The sequence below is a fragment of the Kastovskya adunca genome, assembly GCF_059505785.1.
The window spans coordinates 91088-112574 of record NZ_JCACLG010000021.1 but is presented as its reverse complement, the minus strand read 5'-3'; the positions used below and the strand labels follow the sequence as shown (position 1 = coordinate 112574).

The window sequence follows — 21487 nt, the reverse complement described above, 5'->3', positions numbered from 1 at the left end:
CGATAATTGACGTTACTATAAATGATATTTACCCTACCGGATAGCACTACGAGGCTGTAACTTTAGCCCTAAGACTTGAGTATATGCACCTCTGGCTTGGGTAACGCCGATTGCTCGTTCGGAAGATTCAATCATGGGTCGGCGTAAACTTACAACAATAAATTGGGCAAGTGTTGCCTGTTGTTTGATCATTCTAGCTAATCGCTCGACATTTGCCCCATCAAGAAACATATCTACTTCATCAAAAGCGTAGAAGGGAGATGGGCGAAAGCGTTGCAGGGCAAAGATAAAGCTTAAAGCGGTAAGGGATTTTTCACCCCCCGACATGGAAGCAAGACGTTGGACAGGTTTACCTTTGGGGTGAGCGACGAGATTTAATCCTCCAGAAAAAGGATCTTCAGGGTCATCCAGTTGCAAGTAGCCGTCGCCATCAGACAGTTCAGCAAATATTTTTTGAAAATTTTCATTAATTGCATCAAAGGCTTCTTTAAAGGCACGGAAGCGGAGTGTGGTGAAGTTTTCCACGCGTAATAGGATTTCTGTGCGTTCGGCTTCCAGGGTGGCGAGTTTGTCGGAAAGTTCTTGCAGGCGTTCTTGGGTGCGGTCGTATTCTGTCAGTGCCAGCATGTTGACGGGTTCCATGGCTTGCAGGCGTTTGGTCAGCGATCGCGTTTCTTTTTGCAGTTGCTCTAGATGCAGTTGCTCTGGTACGGCGGGTAAGGGTTCTGGCAGTTCCACTTTTGCCGCTTCCAACTGACTTTGCAACGCCACTAATGCCTCGCGTCGCTCCTGAGTAGTTTCCTGAAGTTTTTGCAGTTCCCAGGTTTGCTGCTGATGAGAAAGCTGACGTTCTCGGAGTTGCTGTTCTGCCGTGTCACGCTCCTGCTTCGCTTCTCCTAAGTGCTGTTCGAGTTGGGAGAGTTGGGTTTGCGTCTGCACAAGCTGTTGGTTGATAGCGGCTAGCTGTTCCCTAACTCCCGCCTCAGAAGCAATGACACCAGACTTTTGTTGCTGGTATTCTGACAATTGCCGCTGAGACTCGACGGTTTTTTCTTGCAGGCGTTGCTGCTGATTCTCTAAGTCTTGCAGTTGCTTTTCCGCCTCGCGCAGTGCTTGTTCCCGCTCATTGAGCTGGTTGGTAAGTCCTTTAATCGTGGCTTGGATTTGTTGCCATTCGCTGTGGGTTTGGGACTGCTCCAATTCCGCGAGTTGTTGCCGCCATTGTTGCAACTGCGCTTCTTGAGCGGGTAACTCAATATCGAGGGTTTGCAGTCGGCTTTGAGCTGTTGTGAGTTCTTGGGTGTACTGAGCCAGAAGCGATCGCGTTTGCTCCTGTTGCCTCATCAACCCGCCTATGTCCTTCTGCAATTGCTCAAAGCGCAGTTCCTGCTCTCGTCGCTGGGTTTTTGCCTCTGTTAACTCCCCAGAGAGTTGTTTCACCGCCGCAGAGGCTTGGTAAATTGAGGCATCGCAGCGTTCTAAAATCCGCTCTATTTCCTGGAGGCGGTTTCTCAACGCGGCTAATTCTGCTGACTCCCCAGCCTCCGCCGTGCCAAACGATAGAGCAGAACGCTGGTTGCTGCTCCCGCCAGTCATTGCGCCACTGGCTTCTAAAATTTCTCCGTCTAAGGTAACGATGCGATATTTGCCCAAGTAGCTACGCGCCGAGTTGAGGGAGTCGAAGACTACGGTATTACCAAATACGTAGGCGAAAACGTTCTTGTAGCGGGGTTCGCTGTCGATAAGGTTAATCGCGTAGTCAATGAAGCCGTTGGCATAGCGTAGTGCTGTGGTGTCGGAGAATCGGGGGGACTGAAGTTTATTTAGCGGTAAAAACGTTGCACGTCCAGCGCGTTTTTGTTTCAGCAGTTCGATTCCTATTGCTGCAACGCTGTCATCTTCCACAACGATATTCCCCAAGCGCCCCCCGGCGGCAGTTGAGAGCGCTAGTTGATACTGAGGTTCCACACGCCCCAACTGAACGACTAAACCACAAACCCCCGGTACACCTGTATTTAAAATGACTTTGGTGGCATAGGTGCCTTGGGCTTCCTGTTGGGCTTGGGCGGTGGCTTCGAGTTTGTCGAGTTGGCGTTGTTTGTCTCGCTGTTCGGAAAGCAGGCGGGTTTGGGTTTGTTGCTGGATTAGTCGTTCTTGTTCGGCGTTGGCGAGGGATTGGGCGAGGGATTGGATTGTTTGGGTGGAAGCGGCGAGTTTGCCTTCTAAATCGGTGGATTGGGTTTGTTTGGTGGCGATTTCTGGCTCTAGGCTTTGTAAGAGTTCGGTTTGCTCGGTTAGTTGCCGACTAACTTGATTGCTGCGTTCTCGCAGTCGGGCTTGTTCGGTACGTTGCGGATCGATGGTTTGCAGTAAGGTTTCGATTTGGCGGGTGAGGGCGGTTTGTTGCTGTACCCAGACATCGGAGGCGTCAGCGATCGCGCTGGCTTGTTCTCGGCTTTGCTCTAAGGCGGCTTGGGCTTCGTCCGTTCGGTGTTGTCGGGTAGCGATGAGTTGAACGAGGGCGGGTTGTTGTTCGGCGCTCAGTTGTGCCAGGGTGTGGCGGTATTGCTGAATTTTTTCTTCTGTCTGTTTAATGTTCGCTTCGGTTTGGCGGGTGGCGTCTTGTAGTTCTTGCTGTCGCCGTTGCAGTTGTCGCTGTTCGGCTTGTTGGGTGGCGAGGTTGGAGGCAATTGATAGAGATTCTTCTTCCCCCAAGGCTTTGACGCGGACGTTGAGCTGTTCGAGGTGGGTAGTGGCTTGGTTAATTTCCTGGCTGAGGTGGGTGAGGTATTCATTCAGTTGTCTGACCTTTTCGCCCCCGGCGGCGAGTTGTTCAGAGAGGTTCCACTCTTGTTTTTGGAGCGATCGCCACACTAAAACCGCTTCCCACTGCTGATAAGTTTGCAGTTCGAGGCGGAGTTTTTGGTATTTTTCGGCTTTGATGCGGTCTTGAGAGAGGCGATCGCGCTGCAAGAGTAATTCTCGCTCTATAATCCGACAGCTATCTTCCCGTTCTTTAACCGCCTCTAATGTCCCCTTTGCCTGCACAATTTTGCGGTCAAAGGCTGCCACGCCTGCTAGTTCATCAATAATCTCCCGCCGTTCCCGCGAGTTCATTGAGATGATGCTCGTGACATCCCCTTGCAGCACAACGTTGTAGCCTTCTGGGTAAACCCGCAACTCATTGAGGCGTTCGTGCAGTTCTGTCTGCGTGCAGGGTTCGCCATTGATGTAGTAGTTCGAGGTGTAGTTACCTTGCTTCGTCACCCGCAGTCGGCGGGTAACACTCCATTCCGTGTCTGTGTTCCGGTTTCCGTTAGTTAAAGCGACTTCGTCGTCGGGTGAGAATTCGGCATGATGTCCGTTATTGGTGACGAGGTCTTCATTGAACTCCTTACCCAAGCCATCGGCACCTCCCTCTATCCCCAAAGAGGTTGTCAAGATGCTGGCAAGCGTTTGATTCTCGCTACCTGCTGACGCCAAATCACTGACATCTGACAAGTCAAATGTCACCGTGACGCTTGTCTCAACGGTTCCGCGATGCTCTTTGTTGTGGTTGACTAAATCCGGCAACCGTTCTGCCCGCATTCCTTTGGAACTGGCAAGCCCCAAGCAAAACAGCAGGGCGTCAAGAATATTCGACTTCCCAGAACCATTCGGCCCAGAAACAACTGTAAATCCGGACAGTAAGGGAATTGCTGTCGTGCCACCAAAAGATTTGAAGTTGGTCAGTTCCACCCGCTTGATATGAACCATAGGCGCAGGGATTTAGAAAGTACAGGCGTATCAGGACAATAATTCTCAACAGGTTAGCACGGGCGTTGTAGGGAGAGAAGATTATTGAACCGCAAAGATGCAAAGTGTAGCAGAAAAGCGATTTGCTGGTTATATTCGCAGTCAAGCCTTAACCCACCCAGCCATTATCCCTAGATGCAACGAGCGATACCTTTTTTGAAACTATCCGCTTCAGTAGGGCTAACTCTCGCTTTAGGTTTGCTGATTAACTATCTGTCGAGCAAACCAGCCCCTGTCTTTGTTGATGATGCTGCCTTGCCCTGGTTAATTGTTGGTTGTGGAGTGTTACTGGCGATCGTAAATCTCAACTGGTCTGCTAACGAAGGTCGGTTTCCGCTTTGGATTTGGTTTGTTATTTTACCGCCTTTAATCGGCAGTGGAATTCTTTATTTTGAACTTAGAAATGGTCACATCCCAGCGCAGTTTGTCACTCCTGTGGGTTATATCGCCCTAGTACTGTTTCTCATCGGTGCCTTGTCGCCGATGGGGGTGATGCTGTGGCGACAGCGACTTCTCGATAGGGAAACATCTAGTCACGCTGAAACTACACCATCACCGCCAATGCAAGATAAATGGCGGCAGGAACTGTTAAAGGTCGTGGAGACTGAGGTCAACGTGCGGCTAGAAGACTCCCTGCACGATCGCGAGTTGATTTCACAATTGAGGGAAAATCAACGGGAATATAGACGATCTGCCAAAGCAACGCCCAACCCTAACCCAAACTTCCTCAATCAATTGCTGCAACCAAAGCGACTGCTAGAAGTCTTTGGAGTTGCAACATCTCCGTTTAACCGGGACGAGAAGATTATTGATGTTTTTGAACGCAATGATTTTGCGGGAAGATTATTAATTTTGGGTGTGCCTGGTTCTGGGAAAACAACGGCATTGCTGGAGTTAGCAAAAGATTTGCTCTGCCGTGCCAAACAGCAGCCAGAACAACCGATTCCGGTAATCTTTGAACTGTCTGACTGGAAAGATGACAAACAATCTATTACTGGCTGGTTAGCGGCTACGCTCAATTTCCGCTACAACGTTCCCGAAGCAACTACTCGCGAGTGGATTGAAAAAGGACAGTTGTTGCCACTCTTAGATGGTTTGGATGAGTTGGGAGATCGTCAGGCAAAGTGCGTTGAAAAGATTAATGACTTTCTGCAAGCCAATTCTGGTGGTTTATCGCTTGTTATTTGCTGCCGTCAGAAAGACTACATCAAAGGGAGAGCAACTCTAAACAAACTTCGAGGATCTGTTAATCTGCAATCGCTGACGGATAGGCAGATTGAGGATTATCTCAAGCGATTGAATTGCGGGCATCTATGGCAACCGATTAAAGATGACCCGGAGGGATTGCTGATGCTGGCAAGGATGCCGTTGCTCTTGCATTTGATGCCAGTGGCGTATCCGCAAGGGTTGGTGAACCCAAGACAACGCTTCGCTTCTCAAGAGGAACACTGTCAGTATCAGGACAAGTGCCGCGAAGAGTTGTTTGCGGCATACATTCAACGCAAACTGGAAGAACCCCATGACAACGAGGGGTATGAACCAGAGGAGGTAAAACACTGGCTGAAGTGGTTGGCGCAACAGTTGAAAGAGCGGAATCAGACAGAATTTTTGATTGAAAAGATGCAGCCTGACTTACTAAAAAACAATCAAAGATTACTTTACAAACTAATTTGGGGGCTATCTGTAGGGCTATTTTTGGGACTAGTTGCGGGGATATTTTTTGGGCTATTTGTAGGGCTATTTTTGGGGCTATATTTTGGGCTACTTGAAGGGCTAGTTTGTGGGCTATTTTTGGATATATATGCTTTTGGAATAAAGCCTGTTGAAACTCTCTCTTGGTCTAGTAAAAAGTTCAAAAGGGAATTGATTTTGGGGCTATTTTTTGGGTTAGTTGTGGGGCTAGTTGTGGGGCTAGTTAATGGGCTAGTTGTGGGGCTAGTTAATGGGCTAATTGTGGGGCTAATTGTGGGTGTGGGGCTAATTGTGGGGCTAATTAGCGATGAAATTAGAACTAGAAGCAAGCCCAATCAAGAAATAATTGAATCAGCAAAAAATATGATTATTATTAGTTTAATTACCTATCCAGCTTTTATTTTGCTTTGTTCAGCACTGGAGCTGGCTAGAGGGCAGGCTGTTGATTGGAGCAGTATGATACTTCGGGGAGTATCTATATCATTAGTTTCTGGCATTTTTTTTGCTGGCGTACCTGTCATTCAGCACTACACCCTGCGCTTCCTGCTGTGGCGGAGTGGGGCAATTCCCTTCAACTATGTCAAGTTCCTGAGTTATGCCCATAAGCGTAAGTTGATTAAGCAAGTGGGCGGACGCTATCGGTTTTTTCATGACTTGCTCAGAGAGCATTTTGCTCAGATGCCGTAGCGATCTTATGCACTTCAGCTTTCTGATGCCATGCGGGTAGAGAAAATTTGAAATCAGCGATCGCGTCCTACTTCAACGCCAGAAACTTCTGCAATGCCATTACCATATCCGGGGGCCAACGGCGGACATTTTCTACCCAATCCAAATCCTTGTAACGTCCATCTAAACCTACAGTGGCGACCCAGTTACTTTCCGCTTCACCGTATTTTCCTTTTTCCCAGAGGGCGGCGGTGAGGGCAGCACGGGCATCGGGAAATTGGGGGTATTTGCGGATAATGTTACGCAGTGTGTGGATTGCGGCTTCTCGTTGCCCTGATTGATAAAGGGCGAGGGCGTAATTGATCCGCGCAAAGGCAAAATTGGGGGCTAATTCGGTAGCTTTTTGGTAATCTGCGATCGCTGCCACCCAATCCCCTTTTCCCGCCTCCGCATTTCCCCGATTGTTGTACGCCATAGCATCGTTGGGGTCAAATTCCAGCACCTGGTTATAGTCAGCGATCGCTTCATCCCAACGAGCCTGACCTTCATAGGCTGTACCGCGATTTAGGTAAGGGTCAGGTGCATCAGGCGCTAGTTCAATCGATTTATTAAAGTCAGCGATCGCTTCTTCTAACTTATTTTGACTAACTCTAGAATTCCCCCGGTTACTCCAGCCCACCGGATTATCAGGCAACAGCTCGATTAACTGTGTCCAGTACCCTTCTGCCTCGATAAAACTTCCTAAATTGGTTGCACTAAAGGCTTTTTGCCGCAAATCATTCAGTTGCTGTACCTGCTGCTCGTTTAACTCCGGCATCTGCACCTGCGCGATCGCGGGGGACGCCATGAGCAACCCAGCCAATGCAACAATCAACGCACTCAATACCCTCAACAACCCGCGAATCATCAGAATGCCTTGTCCTACTATCTTTAGCGATTATCCCCCAGATTCGTTGCAGGTTGAGCGGTAGAAAGATGGAAGCCCAAAAGTTGAAGCCCCAATCAGTAAACTACACCCATTTCATCCTTCACCCTTCATCCTTCATCCTTCATCCTTCACCCTTCATCCTTCATCCTTCACCCTTCACCCTTCATACTTCATACTTCACCCTTCATCCTTCCCCCTTCACTCATAGCCTAAATGCTGCCGCGCCGCTGGAGTCGCTACGCGTCCGCGAGGCGTCCGGTGCAGGTAACCGATTTGCAGCAAGTAGGGTTCGTAAACTTCCTCAATCGTCTGGGAATCTTCCCCAGTTGCCGAGGCGATCGCTTCTAATCCTACAGGCCCACCATTGAATTGTTCGATCATCACACTTAGCACCAGGCGGTCTGTCCAGTCTAAACCGCTGGGGTCTACATTAAACACTTCCAGTGCCTCTGCTGCCACTTCTGGGGTAATCGGTTCCAGTTTCTTCACCTGAGCATAGTCCCGCACCCGCTTCAGGAGGCGGTTGGCAATCCGGGGAGTCCCACGGGAACGACGGGCAATTTCTGCTGCCCCCTCTGGAGTCACGGGAGCTTGCAATAGGTTTGCTGTCCTTTGCACAATCAAAGTCAGTTCATCAACCTCGTAGAAGCGCAAGCGTTGAATTAAACCGAAGCGATCGCGCAACGGCGAACTCAAAGAACCTACCCGCGTTGTTGCCCCCACCAGCGTAAACTTTGGCAACGGGATACTGCGGGTTTTCGCACTTTGACCTTTGCCAATCGTGATATCCAAACGATAATCTTCCATCGCTGGATACAGCAACTCTTCACTGAGGCGATTGAGGCGATGAATTTCATCGACAAATAAGATATCCCCAGGCTTCAGCTTCACCAAAATTCCAGCAATATCGCGGGGACGTTCCAAAGCCGGGGCGGAGGTAATGATACAGTTCACCTCCATTTCGCTTGCCAGAATCAGAGACATCGTGGTTTTTCCCAATCCTGGCGGGCCATAGAGCAGCAGGTGATCCATTGCCTCTTTTCTGCCTTTGGCGGCTTGAATGGCAATTTCTAAAACTCCTTTGAGTTCTTTTTGCCCAATGTAATCCGCTAGGCGATGGGGGCGGATGCCTTCTTCCTGGTTGTCAGTTTCCTCTGCCGTAGCGGTAGCGAGTAGGAGGTCAGTTTCTAGATCGTCTGGCTGTGGTGAGTGAAAGTTACGGCTACCTTTTCCTTTTTTGCTCGAACGCGGCTGCCGATCCGGGTCTTGAGACTGTTGTTTGAAAGAAGTTATCGCCATGTTGAAAAATAGTTTTGTGTTTGCACTAAAACACTGAGGCAGAAAATAGTTAGATTGAAGCTGGCGCTCAGTATGATGACATCACAAGAGCTTTAGGGCACACAGCAATGCTAGCTAAACGAATTTTACCTTGCCTGGATGTGAAAGCTGGGCGAGTTGTCAAAGGAGTCAACTTTGTTAATCTCCAGGATGCCGGAGACCCGGTGGAACTGGCGCAGGCGTATAATGACGCGGGGGCAGACGAGCTGGTGTTTCTAGACATCACCGCTACCCATGAAGACCGAGGTATTATTTATGATGTGGTCTACCGTACCGCCGAACAAGTTTTTATTCCCCTTACCGTTGGGGGTGGCATCCAAAGCTTAGAAAATATTAAATCATTGTTAAGGGCGGGAGCCGACAAAATCAGCATAAATTCCGCAGCGGTACGCAACCCTGACTTTATTAACCAAGCAAGTGCCCGCTTTGGTAACCAGTGTATTGTTGTTGCCATTGATGCCCGTCGCCGTAAAGATCCTAGCAATCCGGGATGGGATGTTTATGTGCGGGGCGGACGGGAAAATACGGGCATTGACGCTCTGAGCTGGGCAAAGGAAGTGGCACAACGGGGAGCTGGGGAGCTGTTAGTGACCAGCATGGATGCAGATGGTACGAAGGCAGGTTATGACCTGGATTTGACGCGGGCGATCGCCGAACAAGTCCAAATTCCGGTGATTGCATCAGGGGGTGCCGGAAGCTGCGATCACATTTATGATGCCCTGACTGAGGGGAAAGCCGAAGCGGCGCTTCTGGCTTCCCTACTGCATTACGGGGAATTGACGGTGTCCCAAATCAAGACTCATCTGGCGGAACGTGAGGTTCCTGTGCGACCTGTCTAGTTTTCTGGTCGAGGGGGAGAAGGCGATCGCTACTTTTAATCCGGCATCCGCCGCCTCGGTTCCAGCATAAAACTGAGGCGGCTGCTAAAATGGATAGACCGTTACATTTCGTAAAATATGTTAATTGCTATTCTCATGTTGGATGTTGCCCTCGTGGCTTGGTCGCTACATCTGATGCAGGAAGCTTTTGACTCCCAAGAGTTTTCGTTGATGCTGGCAGGAACCTTAGTCGCTATGTCAGCTGCTGCCATGCTAGTCGTGTATTTCCTCATGGGTAGTTATATTGGCTACTTGACAACCATTGCTCACTAACAGTGGCATCCCTGCGAGTTCCCACTGCTTTCAAAAAAAGTACTTGACGAAATCGTAACAGCTAAGGCAGTATAGAAAAGCACGTTTCGGGGCTATAGCTCAGTTGGTAGAGCACCTCAATGGCATTGAGGGGGTCAGCGGTTCGAATCCGCTTAGCTCCATAAAATTAATCAAATATAGTTTTACCGCTCAATCCTCGGTTTAGATAGGGATGGTGAGTGATGAGGCGATCAGCTTTGCTGCTGCTCTTAGGCGATCGCACCCATCTCCACAGGCACCCAAAACTAGGCCAGCGATCGCTCTTGTGTTCATTCATGCTGGCGCTCAGGCGGATAACCGCTATGACATAGCACGCGATCGCCGTCTCAAGATTCAATCGCTTAAAAAAAAGTGGGCATTGCCCACTCTATCTCTATAAAATTAGCGCTCTAAGAAGCGAAAGCGCGATCGCAATTGCCCTAAGCGTTGACGCGACGACGGCGTAAGAATGCCAACCCGCCAAGGCTCAGAAGTCCCAATGTGGCGGCAGGTTCGGGGACAGATTCAGGAACAGCCTGAATCTCACCCGCTGCAACTGGTAGCGTGGCAAGGTAGCCGCCCGATCCGTTTACTTCACCGTCAGTTCCTTCACCGATTCCTGCTGGTACAGTCATTCCATGCAGAACAATCTCACGCTTCATTAACGGGAAGAGGTCTTCTGAGGTGAAATCAATTCCGGCAATCGGATCGAAGAACAGGGAGTCGTTCGACAGATCGTAAGTCTCGGTGAAGCTAATCGTCCCATTTGGAGCAGTCGGGAATACTTGTTCGCTAGCAGATTCAGCAGGTGGCGATGATAGCGGTAAGATAATTGGGCCATAGAAAGGCAAACCTTCAAGCACCTCAATAAAACCGTCGCCATCGGTGTCTGCTGAGGGAGGTGGCGTAACTGAATTGATCGGCTGGCCTTCAAAATTAGATCCAGAGTTGGCAAATCGCCCGTGAATGTGCTGCGGATGCAACATATTTGGCTCTAATCCGGTGGCATTAATGGTGACTCTCAAAAGATTTTGAGCTTCGAGTACCTCTAGCAAAGCCGTCCCGTTGACACCAGAATTATTTAACGGTTTTAAGTCTGCCTTGAATGTCGCCGCGTCAACAGCGATCGCAGGCGCTAAGGCGATCGCCGTGCTTAGTAATGCCGCTTTCCCAAATTGCTTCATTGTGTTGTTCTGAATAGCTTCAAGTAATTTTTTCGCCGCAATCAAAAAGTATTTTCCTATCTAAATCGGTTGCTTCAATTTAGGAGTTTGCTTTTATTTTGAATTGCTCTAAAACTTTTAACCGACGCTGAGTTGTTCTAAATCTAAATATTTGAGATAAACGAACGGCGGTTAAATCAGGTCTTAAGTAATAAACTTACTGGAGTTATATATCAAAAAAATCTACTTAAAGTTGATACTTTGTTTCTATCAATAGGTAGTAGCAAATATAAGTAATAGATGTATCTATCAGATAAATATGTAATTTATTTTGCTTCATCAAAACTTTACCTAATATTTTACCTAATCTTTAATTAAAAGCAAAGAACAATATCGCTATTGTCGATCCCCTGCGACTTGCAAGCATTAATAGGACTGTTTGGTAAATTAAAGGATATCTCTAAGAGGCTGGCTAGTAGAGCGATCGCTCTACTCGCATAGCAGTCCTAAATGACCTTAGGGAAAATTCCTTCTAGAAGGGGTTTTGCAATGAGGAAGAGCTTTCCTAACATAGTTGCGTGACGCTGTTAATTAAAAAGAATAATGTCGGGTTGGACGCAGATAATTTCAGATGTAATGAGTCGGATCAATACCTTTTGGGATGCAACGAAAAAGCGCATCACAGAAGGGTTAGGCATTCAAGATCCAATTCGCATCATGCCCTATCGGGGTTACGGTACACCAGAAAAGCTTTACCTCAAAGGTCGCGTATTACAGGATGAAGAGATTAAGCTGCGGGAGGAAAACGCTTCCGTTTGGAAAAATCTCCGGAATATGTTCCGTCGCTTTGAATCGGATGAGATACCCAAGGCACGGTTGCAGGTAAACTTTAAAGACTTGCAGCAGGAAGTCATTGCTGATGAGGAGGGATTTTTTGAAGTTGAAATTCAGCCGCAAACAAAACTAAATGGCGATCGCTTATGGCAAAACGTACATCTAGAACTGCTCGAATCTCACCCTGAAACTCCACAATCCATTCAGGCTGAAGGCGAGGTTATTGTTGTTTCAGAGGGTGCAAAGTTTGGTGTCATCAGCGATATTGACGACACGATTATGCACACGGGTGCTACAGATTTGCTGAAGATGATCCGCATCGCCTACCTGGGTAACGAACGCACCCGCCGTCCTTTTGCTGGCGTTCCCGCGTTTTACCAAGCCCTTCAGCAAGGGCAAAGCGGGAGTGAAAGCAATCCGATTTTCTACGTTTCCAGCAGTGCGTGGAATATGTACGACTTGTTCGTCAAGTTTATGGACTTTAATGATATTCCCCACGGCCCCCTTCTACTTCGGGATATAGAACTCTCTCCCGCTAATCTGCTGAGCTTTGAGCATAAGAGCCACAAGATAGAGCAAATCGCGCCAATCTTAGAGCGCTTTTCGCATCTGCCGTTCATTCTAATCGGCGACAGTGGTCAAAAGGACGCGGAAATTTACAGGCAAATTGTACGCGACTATCCCGAACGCATCCAAGGAATTTACATCCACGACGTGACGCCAAACGACAGCAAGCGCAAGCAGGAACTCTCAGCCATTGCTGAAGAAGTGCAAGAAACAGGCTGCGAATACGTGGTGTTTTCCGAAATGCTGGCGGCGGCTAACCATGCAGCAGAACAGGGTTGGATTGCGAAAGAGGCGTTGCAGGAGATTGAACGCGATTAGGCGCTAAGGCGATCACTCACGGACAACTGGCGAACCTGCTCTTGGAGTTCTTGCAAGGACATGGGACTACTCCAACCTATGCTGGTGTTTGAATTCTAGTATGAGCGATCGCTCTTTGGATTCTCACTTACGCTCGGCTAGCTGGTGCTCTTATGCGATCGCGTAGCATACTATAGGCTAGTTATTCGGCTTATGACCCACTAAGTCATGCCTCAGCGAGACGCGATTCATAACATCATCAGGCAAGCTCTCATCAAGGAGGGTTGGGAAATCACGGACGATCCCTACGTCATATCCTATGGTGAGCGATTTCTCTTTATCGACTTGGCAGCAAGATTAGATGTCCTCAACGGTATTGCAGGACGCTTTATCGGTGCTAGACGCGGTAGTAGTCGAATCGCCGTTGAAATCAAGGAGTTTCGAGGCAACTCGGCAATTGCTGATTTGGAGCAAGCGATTGGTCAATATGTTCTTTATAGGCTACTCCTCGAACAGGTCGATCCAGAGCGTGAGTTGTATCTCGCTGTGGCAGACAAAACCTTTGACGGGATTTTCAGCGAACCGATTGGTGAGTTGGTGATGCGGGAGTTACCGATGAAATTACTTATTGTAGATGTAGAGGCGCAAGAGGTGAAGCGATGGATACCACCACGAGAGAGCGGGACATTGTAAAGCAAGTAATTCAACGATACGCCCAGTTTAAGCCTTCTCACGGCGATATTCGACTCGATACGGTATTTGACGACACGCAAAACCGCTATGCACTAATGCAAGTGGGTTGGGATAGAGGACGACGGGTGAGGGGAAATTTGATTTATGTGACGTTGAGTGAGGGTAAGGTTTGGGTGGAATATGACGGGATGGAACAGGGAATCACTAAAGATTTAATCGCCGCAGGTATCCCAAGAGAGCAAATTGTTCTTACATTTCTCCCTGAAGAGCAAAGTGCTGCAACTGCGTAAACTCAAACTATGACGATAGATTGCACCAGTGCCTACATACAGCCAAAACCAACACGAGCGATCGCTCCTATTTATGCCGTGCCGTTGCCAATCCGTTACATCTACACGTAAAAGAAATTGGTTTGAGCATCTGCAATCTGAACAAACCCTCCATCTGTGGGCAAAGACACCTTATTTCTACAGATTCAGTCATAGAAATAGTCACGACAATGGGAATACTGAAATCAGAAGTATGTAAAACAATACTGGAGGTACGCCATTTGATTGCTGATGCAGTAATTTTGCAACTGCCAAAAATTACTTTACACGCGAAACAGCTACTCCCTGAATATTCAGGAATCTACTACGTTCTGGATGAAAGTAATAATGTTTGGTACATAGGGCAGGCAAAAAATATCCGTAAACGCTGGCAAGGTAAATCTCATCATCGCATCTACCAACTGGAAGTTCAGAAAAAGAAACATTTCACTATTTACTATGAGCAAGTTAGCGAATCTCAACTAGGCAGCCTAGAGAAGCAACGCATTGAGAAATACCATCCGCATTTAAACTCTAGTCCGGTAAAGACGAAAAAGGTACGCCCAGTAGAAACACTATTAAGGGAAACCATAACTGCGATCGCTGATTTTGCATTCTTATTAGGAGTAGAGCCACCTAGAAAAGAAATTGAGTCTGAAATTAGCATTAACTGGCTAGCACAGAAGAAGGTATTAGGATTAAGTGTCATTCATATTTGTCTAGACTTAACTGCTCTCAAGGAAATATTTAAGCCAGAGTCAATAGAAGAGCAAGAAGCACTTATTAAAACAGCATTTAGCACTCGCAAGGCTTATGCTAGTAAATGGGATAACTTTTATTCTTTTATATATCGGCTCTCGATAAATGGCTATGTAGTTGAAGTTAATTACTGGAACCGTTTCTTTCCTAAAGAAGAACCCAAGGGGCTTCGAGAATATACGCAGACTACTTTAGCTCAGGAGACTATTAGGGCAATAACCCCTGAGTCACTTGCTAAAATTCAAAATCAGGCTGATCGAGAGGAGCAATCTGCTTTCTACCTAAAGAGACTCAATCCTTATAGCTCAGACCTTATAAAACCACTTTTCAATGAACTAGTGGATAGTGAGACTGCTAAGAAAATCATGGTAAATATTAGTGAGGAATACAAAGCAGGAATGCGCGGAATAGGTAGTCGCTCACGACATATTAAGTCCAAACTTATTAGCTCAGAATTTATTACTATTGAAGAGCTACTGATCGAGCGAGGAATTGACACCCAGAAATATAGTAGAGGTGGAGTAATCAACTTTTCTGGAGGCAGAGATCGAATGGGTCTATATATTAAATGTTTTAGTGTTGACCTAAAGCTTCCTGGTAAATATGAAACAGATGCTAATAACCAGAAGTATCCTGTTTATTATAATCTAGCCTACGGAATACTAAATAACAAAAAAGCAAATGCTGCACCTTGTCAATTTGATAACGTGTATCTTGTAGCTAGTGTTGATAAGAAGGGATGGCTCTTGGTTGAAGAGTATCTGAAAGATTTTGCTAGCCCTGCTGCTACTAACTTAAGTAATGGGGTAGGCTATATAGAGAAGTTCTATATATCTGCGCGTAAGTATATAGTGCCTGCTAAGGTCAATATAAAACTGGAGAGTATTGGATATAGTGCTTGGATTCCTTTTGGACTAACCGAGGAGTTTCCTACCTTTGTATCTGTTAAAGAAGAGATTCGTAAGCGGTTAGAAAGTTGTAGTTTACCAGGACTCAAATTAGCATTTAAACAGGAAACTATCGAAAAATAGTTTATGGATTGCAAGGCGCAAGCGCTTCTGCTAAACCGATCGTACGCTCTGGATGTAGAGAATAAACGGTAGGAGCGATCGCATTTTCCCCCTTTTGCCGCAGTCCTCAAACTGGCTTTAGCTCCAAACTGCGCCACAAATACCACGAAGCAATACTGCAATAAGGCTTCCACTTTTGCCCAAAACTTTCCGTAGTCTTGCGGTCAGGAAGTGCTTCAAGATCGTAGAGTTTCCGAATACCTGCACGTACACCCAAGTCATCCACAGGCAAAACATCCCAACGATTGAGACGGAAAATCAGCAACATCTGCACAGTCCATCGTCCAACACCTTTCACCCGCGTCAGAGTCTTGATAATCGCCTCATCGTCCATGGCTTCCAACTCCTCAATCGTCGGCAATCCCTCGATTGCATGATGCGCCAAGTCCTTGAGATAAGAGATTTTGGGGCGTGAGATACCCACCCCTCGCAAGGCTTCATCTGGCGTGTTCAGAACATCTTGTGCGGAAGGAAACTGAGTGTCAGGGTAAAGCTGGAGAAACCGAGTGTGGATGACTTTCGCCACCTTAGTAGAAAGTTGTTGGTGGAGAATTGACCGAGACAGGCAAAAAAACAAGTCTCCCTCCAACTCTTGCTGATTCAGTTGACATGCACCAATTCGGTCAATAAGTTGTCCCAGAATAGGATCGGAATCCTTAAGAAAGTCCATGGCGATCGAGTAATTCATCAACGCTGTCAATAGAAACGCAGAAGCTGTCGTGACCAACACATCAAGTAATTATAAGTAACGTTTAATCCGTCGTTAGCGCTTGGCTATCGCTCTGTTGCTAAAAATTGCTAAAACAGGAGTGGAACGGGCAATTGAGACAAATGAAGCCACTGCAATTGCCTGGATGAATCAACAACTTGAAGCCTTGGGAGTTGAGTTATCGGGTTAGAGTTATGTCAAAGGAAATCCGGTTCAGTGACCATGCCCTATTAAAAATCGACCTCTTAAGTGAACGGGGAATTACTATTGCTCAGGATTTTGTGGTTGAAACCATTCAATCTCCAGATACACGAGAACCGGGAGAAGGAGAAAAAATCACAGCACAGAAACAGTTGAATGAGAACCTAGTGCTACGGGTTGTCTACCGAGAATACGAGGCATTCATTTTAGTTATTACACTCTATCCAGGCAGGAGGAGCCGTTATGAAAAAAATTAGATATAGCAAAGATGTTGATGCACTTTTGATTGAGCTATCAGATGACGCGATCGCCTATGCAGAAGATGAAGGACGAGTAATCCTTCACTACTCAAACAATGAAAAATTAGTGCTGATTGAGATTTTAGATTTTAAGCAGTTTATGTCTGACGATATTATGGCTGAACTGATTTCAACGTCTTGATTTTTGCCAATTGCGATCGCACAAGCGCTGCTGCTAAGTGTAATCGCACGCTCTGGATATAGAGAATGAATAGATGCGATCGCCTCTAGTACCCTTTTTCCAGCCAGGAATGAACGATTACTTTAAGCTGCACACAGAACTTGCCGCATATTCCGCATATTCCCTGGCAATTCCATATGCATCGCCTGTTGAATGAAAACTGTCGGTACCGGAAGATTAGGCGTTGCTTGCACGGAGTAGGTGAGCAAGGTACCATCACCGAAATCTTGCAAGGTCAGGTCTGCCGTAAAATCGGTAAAGGTGCCTTTTTCTAGCCGGAATTGAATATGCTGTTCTGGCACCTCAAAGACATTCAGGTAAATTTCAACTTGAGCGGTGAGGAATACAAAGGCTTTTTGGGCAACTTGATACAGACGTTTGACCTGACCTTGATGCAAGACTTCGCTTTTGGTGACATCGGGGAAGTATTGCACCCAGCGAGGATAATCGGTTAGTTGTTGCCAAGCAGATGAGCGGGCTATTGGTAAGTACATTTGTGCAGTAACAGCACCACCCCAGGCTGAGTGCGCTCGCGTTTCCACCAAAATCTCTCCTTGCAAAAGCGCCTTTTGCTGGCTCCATGAGCGGTTTGGAACTGTATTATTCAAGTCTTTGATAGAAAGCACCATCATGATCGTTTAGCCACTCCTCAGCCTTTAAGAATACAGCTTAAATTGAGCAACATCAACTTTTATTGCCTAAGATAACCTTTCTAACAACTTATACAAAACTCTTCAAAGAATGTATAAAGCTGCTGTAAAACTTTCGATAAATTTACTACACATTGTTTATAAAAAATTCAGGCTCGTTGCTTCTATCACCAACTAGTCAAAAAAACTATTAATAACTCCCTCCAAAGAAGGAACCCTTAATAGAGCAACAGGCAAATCACAAGCAACTAAATTCTTTCGCTAATTGCTTTATATTACGCTAATACTAAAAGTGATAATTACTTCACTCGTCCGCTTCTAATCATACTGAAAATTAACCACAAGCCGATGACACTCGCCACCACAAACAAAGTCCCACTCACCCAAAAGAAAACTGGATTATCCGGGGCTTGGGAAAAAATCATCGCCGCACCAATCAAGATAGCGGCTGTCACAATACCAAAAGTTATTTGATTACCCACACTATGAAGACTGCGGCGAAAGGGTTCAAGCCCTCGCAGCGCTATGTTCCACTGCAATGTTTCCGAAGTCACCCGATCTAGTAACGTCTCCAATTGGCGAGGAGCCTCTAGGGATAAGCTTTTAATATCCAGGGCTGCTCTTAAAAGGTCTTGCAGGGGAGCTTGTCCAATTAACCGTTGCCGGAATAAATCTGCCATTAGGGGTTTAACTTGTTCGATCAAATGGAAATCAGGGTCGAGTTTGCGAGCTACCCCTTCTAGATTGGCAAGAGTTTTGGCATACAAGCCCATGTTGCTAGGAACACGAATTGCGTGTTTCCGAGCAATTTGCAACACTTGATAAGTTAACTGACTAAAGTTAATTTCCGATATGTTTAGGTTGTAGTAGCGTCGCAGCAATCGGTCAAAATCATTTTCTAAGTGAGCCAGATTCACAGGGATAGTAGACTCTGCTAGTTCCAAGGTTAATTGGCTACACCGCTTGCTATCTAAATTGGCGATCGCTAAAATTAGTTCGATCAAAATCTGTTGAGTGCGCGGGTCTAAACGACCCATCAAACCAAAATCAATCAGAGCAATGCGCCCATCGGGAAGATAAAACAAATTTCCGGGATGAGGGTCAGCATGAAATATGCCATCGATATAAAACTGCTGAAAATAAGCTGTGATCAGTAAATCGGCAAGGGCGCGGCTTTCGGCTTTAGCCTCGTCCACTGTCCCCCCCATCTCAGCCAGTAACAGGGGAACTCCATTCAGCCACTCCATGACGAGTAACTTTTCACTAGTCAAGTCCCAGTAAATTTCTGGAATAACCAGTTTTTGAGGATTGAACCAGTAACTTTTGGAGAGATTGCGCCGTAGTGTATCCGTGTAACTGGCTTCTTGGGTAAAATTTAGCTCCGCCCGCAGCGCACTAGCGAATTCCTCAACGACAGAGATGAGATTGTAATACCGTCCCACAGACGTGCGATTCACTAACCTTGCCAAGCCGCGAAGCAACCGGATATCCTGCTCAACAACTCTATCGATGCCGGGTCGTTGAATTTTTAAAGCCACCTCACGCCCATCTATCAGCGTGGCGTGATGGGTTTGGGCAATCGATCCGGCTGCAACAGGCTGCTGATCAATGACGGCGAAGATTGTTTCTATCGGGTGTAGAAGCTGTTTGCGAATAACCGCTTCTACCGCCTCCCAAGGGACTGGCGGAACCTCAGCTTGCAGGGAGGTTAAGGCTTCAATATAGGACGGCGATAACAGATCGGGGCGCGTACTGAGCAGTTGTCCAAGCTTAACGTAGACAGGGCCAAGATCTACCAAAATATTGCACAGCACTCTAGGGGGTGGTAGTGAAGGTTCTTCAGCTTTCCCTCCCAGGAGAAGCCCTCGCATATAACCCCAACCGTGTCGGAGAACTACTTGGACAATTTTTCTTTGACGAGAACTGGTTTTGGGACGACCTGAAAACACGCGCACCTTTACCTAAATGGGATTTTATCGGAATGAACGGGTGAAAGATATCCTATTGGCTCCGACGAGAGCAAGACAACTCACAACTCTAACTTTAAAGCTCCTAAGAGCGATCGCGCCTCAGCATTGAGATATGAGTACTTTCTCCAAGACTCAAAAACAGACACAGCACCATCAGTTTAGATAAACGCACTATTTGCGATCGCGCCACTGTATATATGCGTTAAAGCCAGCCTAGGCGATCGCTCCCATGATTCTCTACATCAATGAGTGCGATCGCCTTACGCTCAATAATTGAGTTTGAACCTACTCAAAGCCTTGTAATATCAGTACTTGAGTTTCTGCATCAACTCCTGGGACGCGATTCACCGCACTGAGAACGGCTAGCAATGAGGCAGTCACAATATTAGAGTGGATGCCAACACCGTATCGGGAACTGGGGAAACGATCGCCAGCAATTTCAACATAAGCGATCGCAGACGCATCGCTACCCTGACTCAGCGAGTGTTCCTCATAGTGGTGAATGCAAATTCCCAGATTGAGCGCATTCAAAAACGCATCAATCGGGCCATTGCCCCGCCCAGTAAGCCTTACAGGTTGTCCGTTCACCTCTAGTGTTGTGGCGATCGCCTGTTCTCCACTTTCCGTTTCCGACAAGTGATGAGAGAGATAATTAAACGGCGAAACAGCTTGCAAATACTCCCGCTCAAACAGTTGCCAAAGATCAGCGGCAGACATTTCCTCACCGCGAGCATCCATTGCTTGTTGCGCCACCTGACTGAACTCGATCTGCAATCGTCGAGGCAACACCAGATCGTAATCGCGTTCTAGCAAGAAAGCAATGCCACCCTTACCGGACTGACTGTTAACTCGAATCACCGACTCATAGGTGCGTCCCACATCTGTTGGATCGAGTGGCAGATAGGGAACTTCCCAAATTGCCTCCGATTTCTGCACCGCCAGACCTTTCTTGATTGCATCTTGGTGGGAACCAGAGAAAGCGGTAAAGACCAAATCTCCCACATAAGGATGGCGGGGATGAATGGGTAGTTGCGTACAATCCTCTACCGTTCTCGCCACTATATTGATGTCAGAAAAATCCAAACCGGGGTGGATGCCTTGGGTGTAGAGGTTCAGCGCCAGCGTCACCAAATCCACATTTCCGGTGCGTTCGCCATTGCCAAACAGACAACCTTCCACTCGATCCGCACCTGCCATTTGCGCCAGTTCTGCTGCTGCAACACCGCAACCGCGATCGTTATGCGGATGTACGCACAAAATTACGCTATCCCGTCGCGCCAGGTGACGATGCATCCACTCGACTTGATCGGCGAATACATTCGGCGTTGCAACTTCCACGGTTGCTGGCAGGTTGATAATTGCTTTGTGCTGCGGTGTGGGTTGCCAGACATCCAGTACCGCATCGCAAATATCTTTAGCAAAGTCTAGTTCAGTCGTCGTAAAGTTTTCCGGAGAATATTGGAAATACCAATCAGTATCCGGTTGTTCTGCGGCAAGTTCCTTCATCAGTTGCGCTGAGGATGTTGCCATCTCGATAGTGCCGAGGCGATCTAGATTAAAGACAGTGCGACGGAAGACTGGAGAGGTGGAGTTGTAAAGATGCATGATCGCTCGTTTTGCACCTTGCAAAGATTCAAAGCTACGGCGAATCAGATGTTCGCGAGCAGGTGTCAAAACTTGAATCGTGACGTTATCTGGAATTAATTGCTGCTCAATCAGTTGGCGAACGAAATCAAAATCGGTTTGCGAAGCGGAGGGAAATGCAACTTCAATTTCTTGAAACCCAATCTCGACCAAAAGCTTGAACAGACGTAACTTGCGTTGAACGTGCATCGGCTCAATTAATGCTTGGTTGCCATCGCGTAAATCGGTACTGAGCCAGATGGGAGCATGAGTAATAGTTTTGGAAAACCAAGTGCGGTCGGGTAAGTTAATGGGCGCAAATGGATGATACTTGGTTGCAGGACTTTTCAACACGATCGATGTCTCCTATATTTTTGGTGTTTGTGAGATGTTGTGGCGATCGCAATCGAGTTAAACCAAGAGTTGTCAGGTTGCCACGCAGACCCACTCTGACAACCCACTAACAGTCGCAGTAACATCTCAAATGCTGTATGAAGTCGCATAAGAATCTCCAAAAAAATTACTAATGAATGGAATGTGCAATCAAATGAACCTGATGACAGCGAGTCACAGGT

At 47.1% G+C, this 21487-nt stretch carries 19 protein-coding genes and 1 tRNA gene; 12 read left to right on the top strand and 8 right to left on the bottom strand.

From position 1 onward, the window contains the following. Positions 1-33: 33 nt before the first annotated feature. On the bottom strand, positions 34-3756 hold the full coding sequence (smc, locus tag AC5JR3_RS07200; protein WP_495844426.1) for a chromosome segregation protein SMC: 3723 nt from the start codon (positions 3754-3756) through the stop codon (positions 34-36). 195 nt (positions 3757-3951) lie between these two features. On the opposite strand from smc, the gene AC5JR3_RS07195 reads away from it, so the two are divergent. Then, complete coding sequence (locus AC5JR3_RS07195) at positions 3952-6174, top strand: NACHT domain-containing protein (RefSeq protein WP_495844425.1); 2223 nt, start codon at positions 3952-3954, stop codon at positions 6172-6174. A 67-nt stretch (positions 6175-6241) separates the two neighbouring features. On the opposite strand, the gene AC5JR3_RS07190 is transcribed toward AC5JR3_RS07195, so the two are convergent. Next, the gene (locus AC5JR3_RS07190) at positions 6242-7060 is read right to left on the bottom strand and encodes a tetratricopeptide repeat protein (RefSeq protein ID WP_495844423.1); all 819 of its coding nucleotides are present in this window, start codon (positions 7058-7060) and stop codon (positions 6242-6244) included. A 219-nt stretch (positions 7061-7279) separates the two neighbouring features. Continuing rightward, positions 7280-8380, bottom strand: coding sequence for a Holliday junction branch migration DNA helicase RuvB (ruvB, locus tag AC5JR3_RS07185; protein ID WP_495844421.1), 1101 nt, complete (start codon positions 8378-8380; stop codon positions 7280-7282). Between the two features lie 107 nt (positions 8381-8487). Here ruvB and hisF point away from each other — a divergent pair, with 107 nt between their 5' ends. The 4 genes from hisF to AC5JR3_RS07165 all read left to right on the top strand — a co-directional run bounded on the left by hisF (position 8488) and on the right by AC5JR3_RS07165 (position 9988). Beyond that, complete coding sequence (hisF, locus tag AC5JR3_RS07180; protein WP_495844419.1) at positions 8488-9258, top strand: imidazole glycerol phosphate synthase subunit HisF; 771 nt, start codon at positions 8488-8490, stop codon at positions 9256-9258. A 117-nt stretch (positions 9259-9375) separates the two neighbouring features. Further along, positions 9376-9570, top strand: coding sequence for a hypothetical protein (locus tag AC5JR3_RS07175; RefSeq protein WP_495844417.1), 195 nt, complete (start codon positions 9376-9378; stop codon positions 9568-9570). A gap of 88 nt (positions 9571-9658) precedes the next feature. Continuing rightward, positions 9659-9731 (top strand) — tRNA-Ala (locus AC5JR3_RS07170). 50 nt (positions 9732-9781) lie between these two features. Then, positions 9782-9988: a hypothetical protein gene (locus tag AC5JR3_RS07165; RefSeq protein ID WP_495844415.1), complete on the top strand. Its 207-nt coding sequence runs from the start codon at positions 9782-9784 to the stop codon at positions 9986-9988. A 40-nt stretch (positions 9989-10028) separates the two neighbouring features. On the opposite strand, the gene AC5JR3_RS07160 is transcribed toward AC5JR3_RS07165, so the two are convergent. Next, positions 10029-10772 (bottom strand): PEP-CTERM sorting domain-containing protein, encoded by a 744-nt coding sequence (locus AC5JR3_RS07160; protein WP_495844413.1) that lies wholly within the window; start codon positions 10770-10772, stop codon positions 10029-10031. 582 nt (positions 10773-11354) lie between these two features. Here AC5JR3_RS07160 and AC5JR3_RS07155 point away from each other — a divergent pair. From AC5JR3_RS07155 to AC5JR3_RS07140, 4 genes are all read left to right on the top strand, one after another. Then, positions 11355-12470: an App1 family protein phosphatidate phosphatase gene (locus AC5JR3_RS07155; protein WP_495844411.1), complete on the top strand. Its 1116-nt coding sequence runs from the start codon at positions 11355-11357 to the stop codon at positions 12468-12470. A gap of 207 nt (positions 12471-12677) precedes the next feature. Beyond that, positions 12678-13142 carry a XisH family protein gene (locus tag AC5JR3_RS07150; protein WP_495844409.1) on the top strand — a complete coding sequence of 155 codons (465 nt, stop codon included), beginning with the start codon at positions 12678-12680 and terminating at the stop codon, positions 13140-13142. Continuing rightward, on the top strand, positions 13109-13432 hold the full coding sequence (locus AC5JR3_RS07145) for a XisI protein (protein WP_495844407.1): 324 nt from the start codon (positions 13109-13111) through the stop codon (positions 13430-13432). Before AC5JR3_RS07150 ends, AC5JR3_RS07145 begins: the two co-directional genes overlap by 34 nt. A 209-nt stretch (positions 13433-13641) precedes the next feature. Continuing rightward, positions 13642-15240, top strand: coding sequence for a GIY-YIG nuclease family protein (locus tag AC5JR3_RS07140; protein WP_495844405.1), 1599 nt, complete (start codon positions 13642-13644; stop codon positions 15238-15240). Between the two features lie 106 nt (positions 15241-15346). Here AC5JR3_RS07140 and AC5JR3_RS07135 read toward each other — a convergent pair whose 3' ends face one another. Continuing rightward, positions 15347-15967: a DNA-3-methyladenine glycosylase family protein gene (locus AC5JR3_RS07135; RefSeq protein WP_495844756.1), complete on the bottom strand. Its 621-nt coding sequence runs from the start codon at positions 15965-15967 to the stop codon at positions 15347-15349. A gap of 82 nt (positions 15968-16049) precedes the next feature. Between AC5JR3_RS07135 and AC5JR3_RS07130 the strand changes: the two genes are divergently transcribed. Genes AC5JR3_RS07130 through AC5JR3_RS07120 form a run of 3 tightly spaced genes read left to right on the top strand, consistent with a single transcriptional unit; the run spans position 16050 to position 16630 of the window. Next, positions 16050-16178, top strand: a complete 129-nt coding sequence (locus AC5JR3_RS07130; protein WP_495844403.1) for a hypothetical protein — start codon at positions 16050-16052, stop codon at positions 16176-16178. 4 nt (positions 16179-16182) lie between these two features. Beyond that, a complete protein-coding gene (locus AC5JR3_RS07125) occupies positions 16183-16446 on the top strand; it encodes a DUF4258 domain-containing protein (RefSeq protein ID WP_495844401.1) in 264 nt (87 codons plus the stop codon). Then, positions 16433-16630, top strand: a complete 198-nt coding sequence (locus AC5JR3_RS07120; protein WP_495844400.1) for a DUF2283 domain-containing protein — start codon at positions 16433-16435, stop codon at positions 16628-16630. Before AC5JR3_RS07125 ends, AC5JR3_RS07120 begins: the two co-directional genes overlap by 14 nt. Before the next feature lie 122 nt (positions 16631-16752). On the opposite strand, the gene AC5JR3_RS07115 is transcribed toward AC5JR3_RS07120, so the two are convergent. The 3 genes from AC5JR3_RS07115 to leuA all read right to left on the bottom strand — a co-directional run bounded on the left by AC5JR3_RS07115 (position 16753) and on the right by leuA (position 21266). Then, positions 16753-17301: an SRPBCC family protein gene (locus AC5JR3_RS07115; protein ID WP_495844399.1), complete on the bottom strand. Its 549-nt coding sequence runs from the start codon at positions 17299-17301 to the stop codon at positions 16753-16755. A 317-nt stretch (positions 17302-17618) separates the two neighbouring features. Continuing rightward, the gene (locus AC5JR3_RS07110; RefSeq protein ID WP_495844398.1) at positions 17619-19268 is read right to left on the bottom strand and encodes an ABC1 kinase family protein; all 1650 of its coding nucleotides are present in this window, start codon (positions 19266-19268) and stop codon (positions 17619-17621) included. A 306-nt stretch (positions 19269-19574) separates the two neighbouring features. Continuing rightward, on the bottom strand, positions 19575-21266 hold the full coding sequence (leuA, locus tag AC5JR3_RS07105) for a 2-isopropylmalate synthase (protein WP_495844396.1): 1692 nt from the start codon (positions 21264-21266) through the stop codon (positions 19575-19577). Between the last annotated feature and the right edge of the window lie 221 nt (positions 21267-21487).

Bases quoted from the DNA above. Each gene is read 5' to 3' on its own strand.
- smc (WP_495844426.1), bottom strand. From the start codon at position 3,756: ATGGTTCATATCAAGCGGGTGGAACTGACCAACTTCAAATCTTTTGGT.
- AC5JR3_RS07190 (WP_495844423.1), bottom strand. From the start codon at position 7,060: ATGATTCGCGGGTTGTTGAGGGTATTGAGTGCGTTGATTGTTGCATTG.
- ruvB (WP_495844421.1), bottom strand. From the start codon at position 8,380: ATGGCGATAACTTCTTTCAAACAACAGTCTCAAGACCCGGATCGGCAG.
- hisF (WP_495844419.1), top strand. From the start codon at position 8,488: ATGCTAGCTAAACGAATTTTACCTTGCCTGGATGTGAAAGCTGGGCGA.
- AC5JR3_RS07175 (WP_495844417.1), top strand. From the start codon at position 9,376: ATGTTAATTGCTATTCTCATGTTGGATGTTGCCCTCGTGGCTTGGTCG.
- AC5JR3_RS07165 (WP_495844415.1), top strand. From the start codon at position 9,782: ATGGTGAGTGATGAGGCGATCAGCTTTGCTGCTGCTCTTAGGCGATCG.
- AC5JR3_RS07160 (WP_495844413.1), bottom strand. From the start codon at position 10,772: ATGAAGCAATTTGGGAAAGCGGCATTACTAAGCACGGCGATCGCCTTA.
- AC5JR3_RS07155 (WP_495844411.1), top strand. From the start codon at position 11,355: ATGTCGGGTTGGACGCAGATAATTTCAGATGTAATGAGTCGGATCAAT.
- AC5JR3_RS07150 (WP_495844409.1), top strand. From the start codon at position 12,678: ATGCCTCAGCGAGACGCGATTCATAACATCATCAGGCAAGCTCTCATC.
- AC5JR3_RS07145 (WP_495844407.1), top strand. From the start codon at position 13,109: ATGGATACCACCACGAGAGAGCGGGACATTGTAAAGCAAGTAATTCAA.
- AC5JR3_RS07140 (WP_495844405.1), top strand. From the start codon at position 13,642: ATGGGAATACTGAAATCAGAAGTATGTAAAACAATACTGGAGGTACGC.
- AC5JR3_RS07135 (WP_495844756.1), bottom strand. From the start codon at position 15,967: ATGAATTACTCGATCGCCATGGACTTTCTTAAGGATTCCGATCCTATT.
- AC5JR3_RS07125 (WP_495844401.1), top strand. From the start codon at position 16,183: ATGTCAAAGGAAATCCGGTTCAGTGACCATGCCCTATTAAAAATCGAC.
- AC5JR3_RS07120 (WP_495844400.1), top strand. From the start codon at position 16,433: ATGAAAAAAATTAGATATAGCAAAGATGTTGATGCACTTTTGATTGAG.
- AC5JR3_RS07115 (WP_495844399.1), bottom strand. From the start codon at position 17,301: ATGATGGTGCTTTCTATCAAAGACTTGAATAATACAGTTCCAAACCGC.